At 65.5% G+C, this 15,867-nt stretch carries 17 protein-coding genes; 9 read left to right on the top strand and 8 right to left on the bottom strand.

Translation table 11 applies throughout. From position 1 onward, the window contains the following. The first annotated feature begins 103 nt into the window (after positions 1–103). Positions 104–1,915 carry a TerD family protein gene (locus tag NA11_RS29210; protein WP_069165241.1) on the top strand — a complete coding sequence of 604 codons (1,812 nt, stop codon included), beginning with the start codon at positions 104–106 and terminating at the stop codon, positions 1,913–1,915. 96 nt (positions 1,916–2,011) lie between these two features. On the opposite strand, the gene NA11_RS29205 is transcribed toward NA11_RS29210, so the two are convergent. The 3 genes from NA11_RS29205 to NA11_RS29195 all read right to left on the bottom strand — a co-directional run bounded on the left by NA11_RS29205 (position 2,012) and on the right by NA11_RS29195 (position 4,966). After that, positions 2,012–2,743, bottom strand: a complete 732-nt coding sequence (locus NA11_RS29205) for a TetR/AcrR family transcriptional regulator (protein WP_069165240.1) — start codon at positions 2,741–2,743, stop codon at positions 2,012–2,014. 24 nt (positions 2,744–2,767) lie between these two features. After that, a complete protein-coding gene (locus NA11_RS29200) occupies positions 2,768–3,997 on the bottom strand; it encodes a cytochrome P450 (protein ID WP_069165274.1) in 1,230 nt (409 codons plus the stop codon). 189 nt (positions 3,998–4,186) lie between these two features. Beyond that, positions 4,187–4,966, bottom strand: a complete 780-nt coding sequence (locus NA11_RS29195) for a phytanoyl-CoA dioxygenase family protein (protein ID WP_069165239.1) — start codon at positions 4,964–4,966, stop codon at positions 4,187–4,189. A 167-nt stretch (positions 4,967–5,133) separates the two neighbouring features. Between NA11_RS29195 and NA11_RS29190 the strand changes: the two genes are divergently transcribed. Next, the gene (locus NA11_RS29190; protein ID WP_069165238.1) at positions 5,134–5,574 is read left to right on the top strand and encodes a globin domain-containing protein; all 441 of its coding nucleotides are present in this window, start codon (positions 5,134–5,136) and stop codon (positions 5,572–5,574) included. 108 nt (positions 5,575–5,682) lie between these two features. On the opposite strand, the gene NA11_RS29185 is transcribed toward NA11_RS29190, so the two are convergent. Continuing rightward, entirely contained in the window at positions 5,683–5,973 is a 291-nt protein-coding gene (locus NA11_RS29185) for a hypothetical protein (protein ID WP_069165237.1), read from the bottom strand. Between the two features lie 76 nt (positions 5,974–6,049). On the opposite strand from NA11_RS29185, the gene NA11_RS45060 reads away from it, so the two are divergent. Both NA11_RS45060 and NA11_RS29180 read left to right on the top strand, forming a co-directional pair. After that, entirely contained in the window at positions 6,050–6,343 is a 294-nt protein-coding gene (locus NA11_RS45060) for a hypothetical protein (protein ID WP_141717907.1), read from the top strand. Positions 6,344–6,421: 78 nt separating this feature from the next. Then, on the top strand, positions 6,422–6,700 hold the full coding sequence (locus tag NA11_RS29180; RefSeq protein ID WP_069165236.1) for a hypothetical protein: 279 nt from the start codon (positions 6,422–6,424) through the stop codon (positions 6,698–6,700). Positions 6,701–6,766: 66 nt separating this feature from the next. On the opposite strand, the gene NA11_RS29175 is transcribed toward NA11_RS29180, so the two are convergent. Then, positions 6,767–8,095 (bottom strand): carotenoid oxygenase family protein, encoded by a 1,329-nt coding sequence (locus tag NA11_RS29175; RefSeq protein WP_069165235.1) that lies wholly within the window; start codon positions 8,093–8,095, stop codon positions 6,767–6,769. Between the two features lie 147 nt (positions 8,096–8,242). Between NA11_RS29175 and NA11_RS29170 the strand changes: the two genes are divergently transcribed. Then, on the top strand, positions 8,243–8,761 hold the full coding sequence (locus NA11_RS29170; protein WP_069165234.1) for a PadR family transcriptional regulator: 519 nt from the start codon (positions 8,243–8,245) through the stop codon (positions 8,759–8,761). A 27-nt stretch (positions 8,762–8,788) separates the two neighbouring features. Here NA11_RS29170 and NA11_RS29165 read toward each other — a convergent pair whose 3' ends face one another. Next, the gene (locus tag NA11_RS29165; RefSeq protein ID WP_069165233.1) at positions 8,789–10,066 is read right to left on the bottom strand and encodes a vWA domain-containing protein; all 1,278 of its coding nucleotides are present in this window, start codon (positions 10,064–10,066) and stop codon (positions 8,789–8,791) included. A gap of 138 nt (positions 10,067–10,204) precedes the next feature. Here NA11_RS29165 and NA11_RS29160 point away from each other — a divergent pair, with 138 nt between their 5' ends. Both NA11_RS29160 and NA11_RS29155 read left to right on the top strand, forming a co-directional pair. Continuing rightward, positions 10,205–11,578, top strand: coding sequence for an MFS transporter (locus NA11_RS29160; protein WP_167837759.1), 1,374 nt, complete (start codon positions 10,205–10,207; stop codon positions 11,576–11,578). Beyond that, the gene (locus NA11_RS29155; RefSeq protein ID WP_069165231.1) at positions 11,571–11,990 is read left to right on the top strand and encodes a MarR family winged helix-turn-helix transcriptional regulator; all 420 of its coding nucleotides are present in this window, start codon (positions 11,571–11,573) and stop codon (positions 11,988–11,990) included. Before NA11_RS29160 ends, NA11_RS29155 begins: the two co-directional genes overlap by 8 nt. An 11-nt stretch (positions 11,991–12,001) precedes the next feature. On the opposite strand, the gene NA11_RS29150 is transcribed toward NA11_RS29155, so the two are convergent. Further along, complete coding sequence (locus NA11_RS29150; RefSeq protein ID WP_069165273.1) at positions 12,002–12,685, bottom strand: hypothetical protein; 684 nt, start codon at positions 12,683–12,685, stop codon at positions 12,002–12,004. A gap of 154 nt (positions 12,686–12,839) precedes the next feature. Next, positions 12,840–13,013: a CsbD family protein gene (locus tag NA11_RS29145; protein WP_069165230.1), complete on the bottom strand. Its 174-nt coding sequence runs from the start codon at positions 13,011–13,013 to the stop codon at positions 12,840–12,842. Positions 13,014–13,354: 341 nt separating this feature from the next. Here NA11_RS29145 and NA11_RS29140 point away from each other — a divergent pair, with 341 nt between their 5' ends. Next, the gene (locus NA11_RS29140; RefSeq protein ID WP_069165229.1) at positions 13,355–13,942 is read left to right on the top strand and encodes a chemotaxis protein CheB; all 588 of its coding nucleotides are present in this window, start codon (positions 13,355–13,357) and stop codon (positions 13,940–13,942) included. Positions 13,943–13,961: 19 nt separating this feature from the next. Next, a complete protein-coding gene (locus tag NA11_RS29135) occupies positions 13,962–15,848 on the top strand; it encodes a CheR family methyltransferase (protein WP_069165228.1) in 1,887 nt (628 codons plus the stop codon). The last annotated feature ends 19 nt before the right edge of the window (positions 15,849–15,867 follow it).

Below are 15,867 nucleotides of genomic sequence, written 5' to 3'. Positions count from 1 at the left end.
CCGCTGTGAGCGTGGGAAATCCCCGCCGACGGCGGTGCGCCCCGCCGAGTGAAGGGACCGACGGAGTCGGCGTGTCGTAGGGTCGTGGCATAGTTCGAGCACGATGAAACTCAGCAGAGGCGCTAATGCAGGGGTACCGACATCCCTTCTTGCCGTGGTTGTTTCGTGGCGGTCGGCGCATGCGGTAGACGCGCATGCCCTGCTGCTCGGCCAGGACGGCACGGTGCGCACCGATCGGGATCTGGTGTTCTACAACGCGCCGCGCCACGTCTCGCAGGCGGTCACGCTCGATCAGCAGCCCGCGCCGCAGACCGCGCGGCTGAGCGTCTCGCTGCCCCGCACCGAGGCGGACGTGGCTCGGATCGTGATCAGCGGCTCGGTCGACGAGGCGACCTTCGGCGACATCACCGGGCTCACCCTCACCATCCACGACGCCAACGGCCCGATGGCCGGATTCGACATCGAGAACGCCGACGCCGTCACCGCGCTGATGTTCGGCGAGTTCTACCGCAGGGACGGCCAGTGGCGATTCCGCGCCATCGGCCAGGGCTGGGACACCGGATTGACCGGGCTGGTCACCGAATTCGGGGTCAGCGTCGACGATCCAGCCGAGCGGGCCAGGACCGCGCACTCGGCCGACCCGTTCGGTGGTCGTCGATCGCGGGAGGAACTGGAACGCAACCAGGTTGAGGCGGACCTGAGCGATCCGAGTCGGCGCACAACGGTCGAGGAGTTCTCGACAGGCTCGTGGACCGACCCGCTCGACGAACCGTCGGCGCCGGAAAGCCGGTGGCACCGGACAGTCGAGCTCGCGCGGCGTCAGGAACCTGCGCCGCCGCCCGCGCCGCCGACGAATCCCGAACTAGCCGACTGGCATCCGGACCCGGAAAATCCGGCACGGCTGCGCTGGTGGGACGGGACGGAGTGGACCACGGCCACCCAACGGGGCGTGCCGCCGAGCGACCGGCATTGCGCGCGCTGCGGAAACCAACGTCGCCGCAAACTGTTCGGTGGTCTCGCGCCGTGCCAGTCCTGCGCGGGCGAGATCGAGGAGTTCCTGACGCACTGGCACACCCAGGCATGGCGCGTCCTCACCACCTATGGACCGCGCGGCCCGGAGTGGGCGGCCCTCTGGGCGTCGTTGCGGTATCAGCGGATCGAGGAGTCCGCGGGCCGCGAGGCATTGCGCGATGTCGGGCTCAGCTACGCGGAGCGGTTGGTCACCTTCACCTTCGCCGACGGCGAGGTCGAACAGGACGAGCTGGCGGCGTTCGAACATGCCGTTGCCGAGCTGGCCTTGGCAGGCCCGCTGATCGAGGACCTGCGCAGGCGAATGCATCGCGGCCGCACCCTGTCCCGGCTGCGGGCCGGCGATCTGCCGGTGATGCGGACGCCAGGCCTGCACCTCGACCCCGAGGAGAAGGTGCACCTCGACCTGCCCGCCGTCCACGTGCGCCAGCTGGCGCGCGGTCCACGGCTGACCGACGGCCGGCTCATCGTCAGCAACAAGAAGCTCCGTTTCGTCGGCGACGGAACCGGCACCGAATTGCCGTGGAACCGGGTCGTTTCCGTGCACGCCGAGCTGGATGCCGTGGTGCTGGCCGCGACCTCGGCCCGTGGCGGCGCCACCTTCACCGTCACCGACCCCGATTACGTCGCCGCCGCGCTGGAGGGTGCGCTACGGGTCGCCAAACGCCTCATCCTCACCCCAGCCCAGCGGGACACCCGCAGCATCCCGCAGGAGGTGAAAGCCGAAGTGTGGCAACGGGACGGCGGCAAATGCGTCGAATGCGGCGACAGCCACTACCTCGAATTCGACCACATCATCCCGCTCAGCCGCGGCGGCGCCACCAGCGCGACCAACCTCCAAATCCTGTGCCGCGCCTGCAATCGCGCCAAGGGCGCACGCATCTGAGTGCCCCTTCTGCAAATCCGCACCCGCTCCGGGGATCCGCACCGGTTCCGGGCGCCCGCAACCGGTGCCGATCCACCGAAGGAGTGCGGATCTCGGCTACTCGCGCTCGTCGAGCAGGCCTATGGTGCGACCGAGCTCGGCGAGCGTCGCGTCGAACAGGACCTCCGGATTCGACAGCGGGATGGGGTAATTGCCGAAAACCTCCAGCGTCACGTGGCCGTAGAGGCGGGCCCACATCTGGATCATCAGATAGGTGACGCCGAGGTCGAGCTTCTCCGCGGGAAACTTCTGCCCGGACTCCGACAGCGAGGCGAGCAGCTCGGTCTGGAAATGCACGAGGTCCTCGCGCAACTCCGGCGGAATGACGTCGGTGCGCGGCGTCACGATGTCGTAGTTGGCGAGCAGCCTGCCCGCGGCGGCGAGGAAGATCCGGCCGAACGGCTCGTCGAAGCGGCGCAGCGCCCTGGCCTCTCCGCTGCCCGGCGAGGCGAACACCAGGGTGAACTCCCTGGTGTGCGCCAGCGCCCAGCGTCGAAATCCCTGGCAGATGGCGAAGAACTGGACGACGCCGTCGTCCGGCAGCGTCGCGATCTCGGCCGACAGTTCGGCGGCGAGGTCGGCGCAGAACTCGAGACGCAGCGTTTCGAGCAGGTCGTCCAGCGAGCCGTAGTACCGGTACAGCGCGGGCGCGGTGATGCCGAGCGCGCGCGCGATCGCACGCAGGCTCACCGCGTCAGGGCCGTGCTCGACCAGCAGCGTCCGGGCCACCCGCCGGATCTCCGCGTCGGTCACGACCGGCGAGCGGCCCCTCGGTTTGGGGTTACTCACACCGCCTCCTTCACGCTTGATCGCTCAAGCGTATTTGACGTCCCACCGTTTGATGCCGTTCAGCCACCCCGAGCGAAGCCGGACCGGATCGGCGACCTGGCTCAGGTTCGGCATCGCGTCGGCGATCGCGTTGAACATCAGATCGATCTGCAGGCGAGCGAGATTGGCGCCGACGCAGTAGTGGGTGCCGGTGCCGCCGAACCCGACGTGCGGGTTGGGGTTGCGCAGCACATCGAAGCTGAACGGGTCGTTGAACGCGTCCTCGTCGAAATTGGCCGAGCCGTAGAACAATCCGATCCGCTGACCCTTCTTGATCAGCTGGCCGCCGAGCTCCAGATCCTGGGTCGCGGTGCGCTGGAAGGCATTCACCGGGGTCGCCCAGCGGACGATCTCGTCGGGCGCGGTGCGCGGACGCTGCTCCTTGTACAGCTCCCATTGCGCCGGGTTGTCCACGAAGGCCTTCATGCCGTGCGTGATCGAGTTGCGGGTGGTCTCGTTGCCCGCCACCGAGAGCAGAATGACGAAGAAGGCGAACTCGTCCGACGCCAGGCCTTCGCCGTCGATATCGGCGTTGACCAGCTGGGTGACGATGTCGTCGGCCGGACACTTGCGGCGCTCCTCGGCCATGTTCCACGCGTAGCCCATCACCTCGGCGGTGGCGGCCTGGTGATCGCCTTCGAATTCGGGGTCGTCGTAGGAGATCATCTGGTTGGACCAGTCGAAGATCTTCTTGCGGTCGTCCTGCGGGATGCCGATGAGTTCGGCGATCGCCTGCAGCGGCAGTTCGCAGGCGACCTGTTCGACGAAGTCGCCGGTGCCGGACTTCTTGGCCTCGTGCACGATTCGCTCGGCGCGCTCGGTGAGCGCGGCGCGCAGGCTCTCGATCGCGCGCGGCGTGAAGCCCTTCGAGATGATCCGGCGGACCTTGGTGTGCTTGGGCGGATCGAGGTTGATCAGCAGCATGTCGCTGAGCATGTCGATCTGCTCGGGGCTGACTTCTTCGTTGAACCGGATGATGGAACCGTTCTCGTGCGACGAGTACAGCTCCGGATGCTTCGAGATCTCCTTGATGTGGTCGAGTTTGGAGACGACCCAGTAGCCGCCGTCGTCGAACCCGCTGGACCGGCCGGACTGCGCGCACCACCACACGGGGGCGGTGCGGCGCAGCTCGGCGAACTCCTGAACGGGCAGTCGCTTGGCGAGCATGTCTGGGTCGGTGAAGTCGAATCCTGCGGGGATCGAGGGCGTGGTCACGGTCACGGTTATCTCCTACCGGTCTGGGCTGCAGACCTCACGACATTGTGTGGAACGCGTTCCAATTGAGATGCAACCACAGATCGCGACCTTGTGAACAGTGTTTAGTAAAACCCGTTTACTTGATCCTTCCACCAATACGGCGAACGCCGCCTGGACCCACGGACGGCGTTCGACGGCGTCAGCGTGCTATGCGCTCGACCCGACCCGCGGATAGCGGGCGGTATCCATCGGCTGCCCAGGCGCGATATCCACCACCTCGTCCTGGTAGTTCGACTCGGCCCCCGCAGGGGCTGGGTCATAGGTGGCTTCGGCATCCATGTACACCGTCGCCAAACTGATTCGGGCGACGTCGGTTTCATTGGTCCCGGCCGCATGCGCGAGACGCGCACTATGGACGGTGCAGTCGCCTGCGCGCAGCGGCACCGTGACCCGCGGCCACCAGCGCAGTTGCGGACGCGGCTCGAAAGACATTCCGGCATCGGCCTGCCCATGATGCGAGCCGGGGATGAATGTCATGCAACCGCGCTCGACCGGCACGTCGACGAGCGCGACCCACACGGTCAACGTCACGTCGGTCCCCGCGATGGGGAACGCAGGAGCGTCGATGTGCAGCGGCGTCGGGGCGGCACCGACGGTCCGTTTGCGGAGCAACTCACTCTTGAACATGCGCAGCGGACGACCGGCGAGCTTCTCCGCGATCCCGGTGATGCCGGGATGCAGCGCTAGTCGGCGCATCGCCGCGCTCTTGGCCTCCGGTTCGACCACCCAATCCATCACGTTGCCGTGCCCGTCGTCCCAGGACGCCTTCTGCTCCCGGTCGAGTTGCGCACGTGCGTCGTCGAGAAACTCCCGCACCTCCGCGGGATCGAGCACCCGAGGGATGTGCAGGAACCCCTCACTGCGATAGCGCTGTATCGCCTCGGCCGAAAGCGTCTGGGGCGTGACCATATTCATCGAGTTCGTCATGAGATCCAAGGTACGAACGACTTAGGACAGTGCGATTCCTAATCCTGGGCGATCGCAGCTCACGACGGGCAGGCGGCGGGGTCCAATACGCGGCAATCCGGAGACACCGAAGGATGTGCGGCCTCTAATGAGGAAGTTCGATTTGCCTCTCCTGTTCGGAGGTCCTCATGCCCAGTCTGTTCGAACACGTCGGCGGCGACGCGGTGTTGCATCGCGTCGAAACGGCGTTCTACGACAAGGCACTCGCCGATCCGGTGCTGAAAACCCTGTTCACCGAGCGACTACCGGATCATGTCGACCATCTCACCTGGTTCACCGCCGAATCCTTCGGCGGGCCTGACCGATTCAGCCGCGCGCTTGGCTTCGACTATCTCATCGCGGTGCACCGCAGCCTGGCCATCACCGACGCGCAGCGAGAGCGGTTCATCGAGGTGTACATGGAATCCTTCGAAGAGGCAGGACTTTTCGACAACCCCGACTTCCGCCAGGCCGTCTACGAGCACGTCTCGTTCGGAGCCCAAGTGGCCCAGCAGAACTCACACGCAAAGACCGACGCACAGTTGCACCCGATCCGCGAAGTACCCCACTGGACATGGGCAGGCGACTGACCGCGCCGGGCCGCCAGCGCCTCTCACAAACCCTGTCGACTATTCACAGAGGTTGTCACCTCTGTGAATAGTGCCAAGCCTCTGTGGACGCACCGCCCGCCGAGCGTGCTAGCCGACCAACGCGTTCATGATGGTGCCCGCGCTGGTGGCGACCACGCCGCCGATCATCGCTCCCGCGACCATCTTGGGCGATTGGAGTGCACCGCCCTGCCATTTCTCCCAGGCGAACTTGCCGCCTGCGAAGACGATGGCGAGGATGCCCGACAGGATCGCGAACCAGGTCAGGTACCGAACCATCTGTAACAGCTTGTCCGACAGGGGTGGCGCCTCCGGGGTGGGGTTGCTGATCTGCGCCAGAGTCGTGAAGGTATCTCCGACCGACGCCAGAATGATGCTCACCGTCTACTCCCTACACTCCGCTACAACCATCGAGCTACCACGCGCGAAAGTTGTTAAACCACCGACGCATTCGATCATGGTCGAGGATACGGGTCCGCCGACGCGCCATGGGCGCTCTGCGCAGAACAACACAGCACCCGCCGCGATCACCTGCGGAATCGGCCCCCAAGCGGTAGTAGCAACCCGCCGGCGGATCCGGCAGTGGGCGGCGGCCCGGGTCTTCGAGCACCCCGCCCCTTCCATCATCCCGACCTACCGCAACCCCGGCAAGGCCCCCGCGACACCGAACTTTCCTGTGCCGACCCACCCCTCGACGCCGCCGGCCGCGGGCCATGCGCCGACTTCGACCACCTTTGCTGTGCAGACGTGACTGCGTAGCAGCGAACAAACCGATACCATCACTGTCAGCGACTATGTCCCGTCCCGAATCCAGAGTGAGCTGACCACGATGATCTTGCTTGCCGTGCACGACACCCTGCTTGCGCAGATCGGAAACCCGCAGCCCGAGGCGCCGCCCGTTTCCGACAAGTTCCTCCAACTGGTCCGGTACTTCACCTGGTTCGTCCTGCTCGCCGGCATCACCGCCATCGTCTACGCGGGCGGCAAGTTCGCCTGGGAGAAATGGACCGGCGGCGGCCTGGACTCCCCGAAGATGGTGGCAGGCGCGATGATCGGTGGCGTCGTCGCCACCAGCGCGGGCACCATCATGAACGCCGTCATCGGCTAGCCGAGACCCGCACCCCCTGCCGCCCGAGCGGCTAGGAGGTACGAATGCGCTGGTAGCGGCCGAAAGTCAGTCGGCGAGCCAGCTTCCGTGGAAGCCGAACGGGACTCGGCGCGGTAGCTGGATCGTGGCGACCGGTGCTGCGGTCAGGTCGGTGGCGTCCAGGATGACCAGCTCGCTGCGATCGGATTCGGCGTCGTAGACGTAGGTCATCAAGTAGCCGTTGCCGCCGGGGTTCTCGTCTGCCGGGGCGAAGACCGCCTCGCCCGGCGTGCGGCCTGGCCCGAATTCGTGGGTCGTGCTGCTGCCGGTGTGCAGGTCGTAGCGGAGCAGCGCACCGGAATCCCCGCCGCGCAACAGTGCACCGGAATCCACGGCCACCGCGACGTGTCCGAAGCGCGCGTCCAGGCCGATCAGGCGATCGTCCACCCGGGGGAACTCGGCGGCCCGATCGTCGACCTGTTCCTCGGCGACGGTGCCCGCGGCGAGATCGATGGTCCAGCGCCAGAGCGTCGCCTTCTCGAAGACATGCGAATCGGTCCGCCACAACTCCGGATAGCGCATCACGAACAGCACGATCTTCCCCGGCTCGTCGTGCGCGTTGAGCGGGTGGAAGACATAGCAGGGGTCGATCGAGAACCAGCGCACCTCACCGAACGGGTCGTCGCGCCGCAGCACCCCGAGCCTTGCCTGGTGGTCGTCACTCCAGCGGAACGGCATGCCCCCGCCGGACGCCGCGGTCTCCCGATCGAACAGGACTGGCAGATCCATGAATACGACGTGCTCCGCCGTGAGGTTGAAATCGTGGTGCATGGTTGCGGCAGGCACGTCGATGGGGCGGCTGATCAGCAGATTCCCGTCCGCGTCTGCCCGGTGATAGGTCAGGAACGGCTCTCTGACCACCTCGTAGCCGAAGAAGTGCAACTCGCCGGTGACCGGACAGGTCTTCGGATGCGCGGTCATCGCCGTGCGCAGTTTCCCGTCGAAATCGTAGGAGCCGACGGTGTCCAGCTCACAGGTCAACTCGTACGGATACGACGACTCGACCAACGCAAGCGTGCGTCCGGCATGCCGGACGACGTGGGTGTTGGCGACCCCGGCCGAAAAATCCCGGTTGCCTGCTTCGTCGTAGCCGCGGGCACCGTCGGTGAAGGTGGTCGTGCGGACCCAACGGTTGCGGTACGAGACCGCCCGACCGTTCTCGATCCGCACGCCGTGCACCATGCCGTCGCCGGCGAACCAGTGGCGCGACGCTGCGGCATGCGGATTCGGGCCGTTGCGCAGGTACCAGCCGGTGAGCTCGGGCGGGATCTGCCCGGTGACGGGAAGGTCGACGACGGTCAATTCGTCGGTGACGGGCGCGTAGTTGCCGGTGAGATGGGGAAGCGCAGTAGTCATGGGAGACAACCGATCTGATCGAGCGCCCGCAAGCGGCTCGGTCCGAAGGTGGGCGACGCGACGGTCGCTCGCGTATTCCTATTCTGACATGTCAAAAGTAGAATCACCTGATTCGACCTGTCAAGAGTGGAATGTAGGGTGACCCGCATGAGTCTCCGGTATGCAATCCTCGGCATGCTGGCCGAGTGCCCGGCCAGCGGTTACGACCTGATCCAGCAGTTCAAGTCCTCGCTGGCCTACGCATGGTCGGGAACGCAGAGCCAGATCTATACCGAACTCAGCGCGCTGGCCGAGGCCGGCTTGATAGCCGTGTCGGACGCGGGACCGCGCGGCCGCAAGGAATACACGATCTCCGACGCCGGCCTGACCGAGCTGCGCCGCTGGCTCACCGAAACCAAGCCGAAACCGCTGGCGCGCAACGAGAAATTGCTCCGCGTCTTCTTCCTCGGTGTGCTGTCCCGAAAGCAGGCCGAGTCCTACCTCAACGAACTCGCGATGCTCGCCGCCGCCGAGGCGGCCGAACTCAGCGAACTGCGCGAATCCATCGACTGGCCGGACGACGAGTACTCCCGATACGGCCGGATCGCGCTCGAGTGGGGCGAACGGTACTGCGCGATGAACGAGGAGTGGGCACGCTGGGCGATAGAGCAGATGCCAAGGCACTGACCATATTTCACAACGCCACGCGGAGGGTCAGCGCAACACGCCCGCCGACGTGGCGGCCTTGATCCAGTCGGGAAACTCGCCGAGCAGGCGCGCATACAGCTCGGCGTCATCCACCCGGTCGATGTCGTCGAGTGCGAAAAAGCCTGCGTTGTCGACGATTCGATCCGTCATCTCGTCGAGCGACCGGAGGACACCGTAGTTGGCCTTGCCGAGGCCGATGAACTGCCAGAAGGCAGGCAGGTGCGAGGCCTCGCGCATGAGCGCGGCGATCTCACGCTTCTTCGCGAAGCCGCCGTCGGTGAAGAAGAGGATCAAGGTCGGCCCGTCGCCAGGGCGTAGCGAGTCCATGATGTCGCGCATGATCGGCAATTCGTCGTTGCGGCCACCGATCCGGTCGTAGTCGATGCCGCCGTGGGTGCCGCCGAGATGCAGGAAGGTCTCCGCCCATGCGTCGCTGTGCTCGACGGTGATGTCGGGCAACTTGGCGAACGACAGCGCGTAGAGATACGCCTCCAGTGCGCCGTTGTCGTCGAGCTGGATGGCCACCGGGACCATCCGCTGCACCACGCGATGCACGACCTGGGTGCGGTATTGCTTGAGCATGCTGCCGGTCTTGTCGATCACCAGCACCACCCGCGCCCGGACGCCGAAGGCATTCTTGTCGAGGAGCACCTTGGCGACGGCACGCTTGCGCAGGTCGAGTTTTTCACGCTTCTCGAAGGAGAGCGCGGCTTCGCCTGGGACGGTGCGGATCTGAGGTTCGGCAGGCGAGACCTGCCCGGGCGCACGGTGCATTTCTGCGGACTCGTCCGCATCGTCCACTCGCACACCGTGATCGGTGACGAGTGCCGCGAAGCCGCCCGCATACCCCTGCCCTACCGCCCGGACCTTCCACTCCGCCCCGCGGCGATAGAGCTCCAACGCGATGACCACAGACTCGCTGTCGAGGCCTTCGATCCGGTACTCGTACAACACATTTCCGCTCGCGTCGGCCACGGTCGCCACTGGAGCGCCGTACCGCCCGAAGGCCTCCGTCGGATCGGCCAACGTGATGACCGCGCGCAACTGCACTATCTCGGCAGGCACCTCGTCGAACGAAACCGCCAATGCCCCGGGGGCTCCCGCCTGCAACACGACTCCGGGCGCACTGGGCTGATTGAAGAACACGAAATCATCGTCCGAGCGCACTACGCCCGCCTCGGTCACCAACAGCGCCGACACATCGACGGCCGCCTCGGTCCGCACCGATACGACGACCCGCGCCGCGGCAAGCGCCCTGTTCTGTCCCTTGACCAGCGCACCCACCGAGACTCCCTAAAACGGACCAACGAACCGTAGTCAGGGTAGGCCAGTAGCCCCTCGGCCGAGGAGGAGTCCGCCCCTGAGCTGCGAAATCAGTCACAGCCCTTGCGCTTGGAAAGGTTGTAGTTACACAATAGTTGTGTGGTTACAACTGTTGAAGGGCTGTCAGCGCGACGGAAGACGCTCGTGCTCGCTACCTGTTGCATGAGTCTGCTGATCGTGTCGATGGACGCGACCATCGTGAATGTCGCGATACCGACCATTCAGGTCGATCTGCACGCCCCGCTGTCCCGATTGCAGTGGATCGTCGACGTCTACACGCTGACATTGGCCAGCCTGCTGATGCTGGCCGGCGCGGCGGCGGATCGGTTCGGGCGCAAGCGGGTGTTCCGGATCGGGTTGGCTACCTTTGCGATCGGTTCGCTGCTGTGCAGCTTGGCGCCGACGATCGAGGTCCTGATCGGCGCGCGGTTCCTGCAGGCGATCGGCGGGTCGATGCTCAACCCGGTGGCGATGTCGATCATCACCACCGTCTTCACCGAACGGGTGGAACGTGCTCGCGCGATCGGGGTTTGGGGCGCGGTGGTCGGCATCGCGATGGCGCTCGGGCCGACCGTTGGCGGCGTGCTGATCGATACTCTCGGCTGGCAGGCCGTGTTCTGGATCAACCTGCCGATCTGCGCCATCGCACTGGTTCTCACGACTGTCTTTGTGCCGGAATCGAAGTCCGCGACGGTGCGTGGCATCGATCCGATCGGGCAGGTGCTCGCGGTGGTGTTCCTGTTCTCGATGGTCTTCGGGCTGATCGAACGGCAACCGGCGATCTTCGTGGTCTCGGCGCTGGCGTTGGCGGCGTTCGTGTATTACGAGGCACGCAGGCAGGATCCGTTCATCGATCTGCGCTTCTTCCGCAGTGTGCCGTTCTCCTCGGCGACGGTGATCGCCATCTTCTCGTTCGCCACCCTCGGCGCGTTCCTGTTCACCTGCTCGCTGTATCTGCAAACGGTCCGGCACTATTCGGCCGTGCACACGGGCCTGCTGTACCTGGCGATGGCCATTGCGATGGTGATCTTCTCGCCGCTGTCCGGGCGCCTGGTCGGCAAGTACGGCACCCGGCCGTCGCTGATCGCCGCCGGTGTCATGATGACGGTCGCCGCCGTCCTGCTCACCACGCTGGACCCGACCACGCCGGTGTGGGCGCTGGTGATCATGTTCGCGATCTTCGGCATCGGCTTCGGCATGGTGAACGCGCCGATCACCACCACGGCCGTCAGTGGGATGCCGCTGGACCGGGCGGGCGCCGCGGCCTCGGTCGCCTCGACCAGCCGTCAGGTGGGTGTGAGCATCGGTGTTGCCCTGTGCGGCGCGTTGACCGGCGCCGGGCTGTGGTGGGTGATCGCGGTGCTCACCGCGGGTGTCGCCATACTTGGCATTGCCGCGAACACCCCGTGGGCCAAGCGCTCCAGCGATCGCGTCGCCCCGCTACTCGAACAGAAAGTGCCCGTTCATGCCTGAAGACACCCGTGCCGCCGACGAGGTGTGGGCGCTGCTCACTCGGCTCGTCACGGACAGCCTCGCCCCGTGGCGGCGCGCGGTGAGCGAGCGAACGGGATTGCCGTTCAGCCGGATTCGCGTACTCAAGCGTCTGCGGCCAGGACCGATGACCGTGAAGGAACTGGCGCACGCCGCCGGGATCGACGCACCGGCGGCCACCGTCGCGGTCAACGATCTGGAGGAGCGCGGTCTGGTCGTCCGAGAGATCGATCCGACCAACCGACGCCGCAAGCAGGTTTCCATCACCCTGCCTGGCCGGGCCGTGCTCGCCCAGGCACTGGCGACGCCCGACCCGGCGCCCGCGGAGGTCGTCGCATTGCCCGACGAGGACCTGCGGACGCTGCGCGATATCCTGCGCAAGATCGAGACGTAGCCGAAACCTCGTCAGGCGCTGACGAACTCGCGATCGCCGTACTGGATGCTCGCCGCGTCCCATGCGCCGCCAATGCCTGCGACGAACTGCTGGGCCAACGCCGTATCCGCGAGGTCGACCACGAGGATCAACGTGTTCGCCTCGGTGATCGAGCCGCCGACCAGGTGCTCACGGGCCACCGGATCAGCGACCAAACTGTCGCGGAACCGCCGCACATCGACCCCGGCGACCCGCACCGTGAACGCGTCCACCCCAGTCGAATTCGGCGCAAGCCGTTGGAAGGTCAGCACCGACTCCTGCTGGAATCGAACGCGCACCTGATCGGCGATTCGCCGCAGCTCGGCCTCGTCCACACAGGCCAGATGGAACTCGCGGGAGCGCTCGTAGGTCGCCTGCTGCCGTTCATCCGACCAGAAGACGCCGCTCACCAGCGTTGACCCGACCGGTAATCCGATGTGCTGCACCGCGATACCGTCGACGGCGAGCTCGAATCCCTCCAGCCGGTTGCGCAGCCGCTGATCCTCCGGATCGGTGATCGTCGCCGTGTTGTCGGTCGCGAAGAGTTCCGCGGTGGGCTGCAACGGATTTCCCGCCGCGCATGACGCGGGCCCCGCCGCCGCCGGTCCTACTCCGCCGACCAAGCCGGCCCCGACGACTACCGTCGCAACGACAGCCAGCATCCGTGCCGCGATCATCTGTGTTCCTCCCGAGCCGTTGATCCCGCGAGGGACCATTGCACCCTATCCCCGGCGCACTCGCGATCTCACGGTTCACTCAACGAACCCGGGCATGGCCGAGCGGGCGGCACCCGGTAGGCGCACACCCGCTCGGCGGCAGAAGCCGGTTCGATCAGTTGCGGAAGGCGTCCTTGACCTTTTCGCCCGCATCCTTGAGGTTGGACTTGACCTGATCGGCCTTGCCCTCGTTCTCCATGTCCCGGTCATCGGTGGCCTGGCCGAACTTTTCCTTCGCTCGGCCTGCGAGATCTTCGGCCTTGTTCTTGGCCTTGTCCGCTGTGCTCATCGTCTAGCCCCTTTCGTCGGGTTCGACCGACCCGCTGTTTTCGGCCGGACGGTTGGCGGATAACCGATGCACGCCGACACAAACACGAAGGCACAGACAACGGCGTCGGCTTATCCCTCGACTCCCGGCTCTGAGCTGGCACTTCGGGCGTAGAGTTACCATTACGACCCCGACTTTCACCACCCCGACTTTCATAACGCAGCGCTGCGGGCACGCGAGCGATCCGGAGGCACCATGTCGCCCCCCACCCAGACCACGCCGCCCCGCGCCGACTACCTGGACACGAGCGACCGGGACGATACCGTGATCCTCGTGCTTCTCCCCACTGGTTTGGCGCGACCATGACCACGGCTGATCAGTATTCCGTGGTGGCTATCGCCTCCTCGGCAGGCGGTATCACCGCACTGTTCACCGTGTTCGGTGCGCTGCCCGCCGAACTCCCGGTTCCGGTCTTGGTCGTCCAGCACCTGGACCCACGACACAAAACCGTTCTCGCCGAATTGCTCGCACGACGGACCGCACTGCGCGTGCGGTTGGCGACTGCGGGCGAGCCGATCGAACCTGGCAACGTCTACATCGCACCGCCGAACTACCATCTGCTGGTGGAACCACCCGGCGTCCTGACTCTCTCCAGCAGTGAACTCGTCCATTTCGTGCGTCCGTCGGCCGATCTGCTGTTCGAGTCGGTAGCAGGTGCGTACGGTCCCCGTGCGATCGCCTGTGTGCTGACCGGAACCGGCAGCGACGGCGCAATGGGGGTCAGCGCCGTCAAGTCTCGCGGCGGCACGGTGATCGTGCAGGACCCGGCGACCGCGGAGTTCAACGGCATGCCAACGGCAGCGATGGCGACCGGCGACGCGGATCTCGTACTGCCCCTGGACGAGATCGCCTCCGTCATCCGCAGTCTGGTGATGGACCGCACTTCATGACCGACCCAGTGAGGAGATCATGACCGAGGCAAGCGACGAAATCCCCACTGCCGACCCGGCACTGGAGGACCTCCTGCTGTTCATCCGCGACTCGCGCGGCTTCGACTTCACCGGCTACAAGCGCACCTCACTGACCAGGCGGATCCGCAAGCGCATGCATGAGGTACAGGTCAGCGACTACCTCGACTATCGAGACCTGTTGGAAAGCAACGCCGATGAGTTCCGCGACCTGTTCAACACCATTCTGATCAACGTCACCAGCTTCTTCCGCGATGTGGACGCATGGCAATACCTGCAACGCGAAGTACTTCCTGAGGTGATCGCGAATACGGAATCCGATGATGAGATTCGGATCTGGAGCGCGGGCTGCTCCAGCGGCGAGGAAGCCTACTCGCTGGCGATCGCCTTCGCCGAAGTGCTCGGCATCGACGACTGCGTCAAGCGGGTCAAGCTCTACGGCACCGACGTCGACGAGGAAGCCCTTCGCGAAGCGCGCTCGGGCCTGTACTCCGCGAAGGCACTCAGCCCCCTGTCCAGTGAACTCCGGGATCGCTACTTCGAGCAGAACGGTGATCGGTTCATTTTTCGATCCGACCTGCGGCGCCGGGTGATCTTCGGCCGCCACGACATCACCCGCGACGCACCGATCTCGCGGCTTGACCTGCTGGTGTGCCGAAACACGTTGATGTACTTCAATGCAGAGGCGCAGTCCCAGATTCTGGACCGGTTCCGCTTCGCGCTGCGCAACGGCGGCTTCCTCTTTCTCGGCAAGGCCGAGTTGTTGCTGTCCGACGGCGAGCAGTTCAGTGTGGCGAACATGCGCCAGCGCATCTTCCGGCGCCAAGCCGGCGATGCGAAGCCGGTGCACCAGGCAGCCGCCCCACGGCTCGACGTCAACCTCGGTGCGGAGGTACACGGCCTGGTCAAGCGGCGCCAACTCAGCGAGCTCGCGCTGGACACCGCACCTTTCGGCGTGCTGTGCCTGGACGCCGAAGGCCGGGTGAGCATTCTGAACAATCAGGTGCGCAACCAGTTCGCCCTCACCTCACACGACGTCGGCAGGCCACTGAGCGAACTGGAAATCTCCTATCGCCCGGTCGAATTGCGCTCACTGATCGAGCAAGCGAAGGCCGAACGCCGCAACATCAGGGTCAGCTCGGCCGAACGCAAGGTCGGACCGGACGAGATCCAGTACTTCGAGGTGCACGTCCAACCGCTGTGGGCCGGGGACGGGTCTGACGTCGGTGTGGTGATCAACTTCGTCGACACGACGATGCCGACCCGGCTCTCACTCGAAGTCAAGGTGAAGCGGGAGGAGCTGGAGACCGCGTACGAGGAGCTCCAGTCGACCAATGAGGAGCTCGAGACCACCAACGAAGAACTCCAGTCCAGCATCGAAGAACTCGAAACCACCAACGAAGAACTCCAGTCCACCAACGAAGAGCTCGAAGCCACCAACGAAGAACTCCAGTCGGGCAACGAAGAACTCGAGACCATGAACGAGGAGATGCGGATCCGGACCGACGAGTTGGACGAGACCCGAACCTTTTTGGAAGGCGTACTGTCCAGCGTCGCCGCCTGCGTGGTGGTGCTCGATGGTCAGCTGCGCGTGCGGAGCTGGAATCGCGGCGCGGAAGACATGTGGGGACTGCGTTCGGAAGAGGTGCAGCAGCAGGTGTTCTTCGCGCTGGACTTCGGACTGCCGACACAGCTGCTGCACGAAAGCATCCAGCGCTGTCTCAAGACGGCGCACCGCGACGGTCCCTTGGAGATCGCGGCTATCAACCGCATCGGACGTTCGATCACCTGTGCGGTGACCTGCTCACCACTGGACGGCAACCGAGAGGGCGTGGTGTTGCTGGTGGAGGAAGTCCCGGGGGAAAGCGGTGCTGTCAGCGGCAATTGACTCCGCCGTCGACACCGCC

This window comes from Nocardia altamirensis NBRC 108246, from assembly GCF_001612685.1.
Lineage (GTDB): Bacteria > Actinomycetota > Actinomycetes > Mycobacteriales > Mycobacteriaceae > Nocardia > Nocardia altamirensis.
Note: the sequence above shows the minus strand (reverse complement) of the source record. Positions and strands in the feature narration are given on the sequence as shown.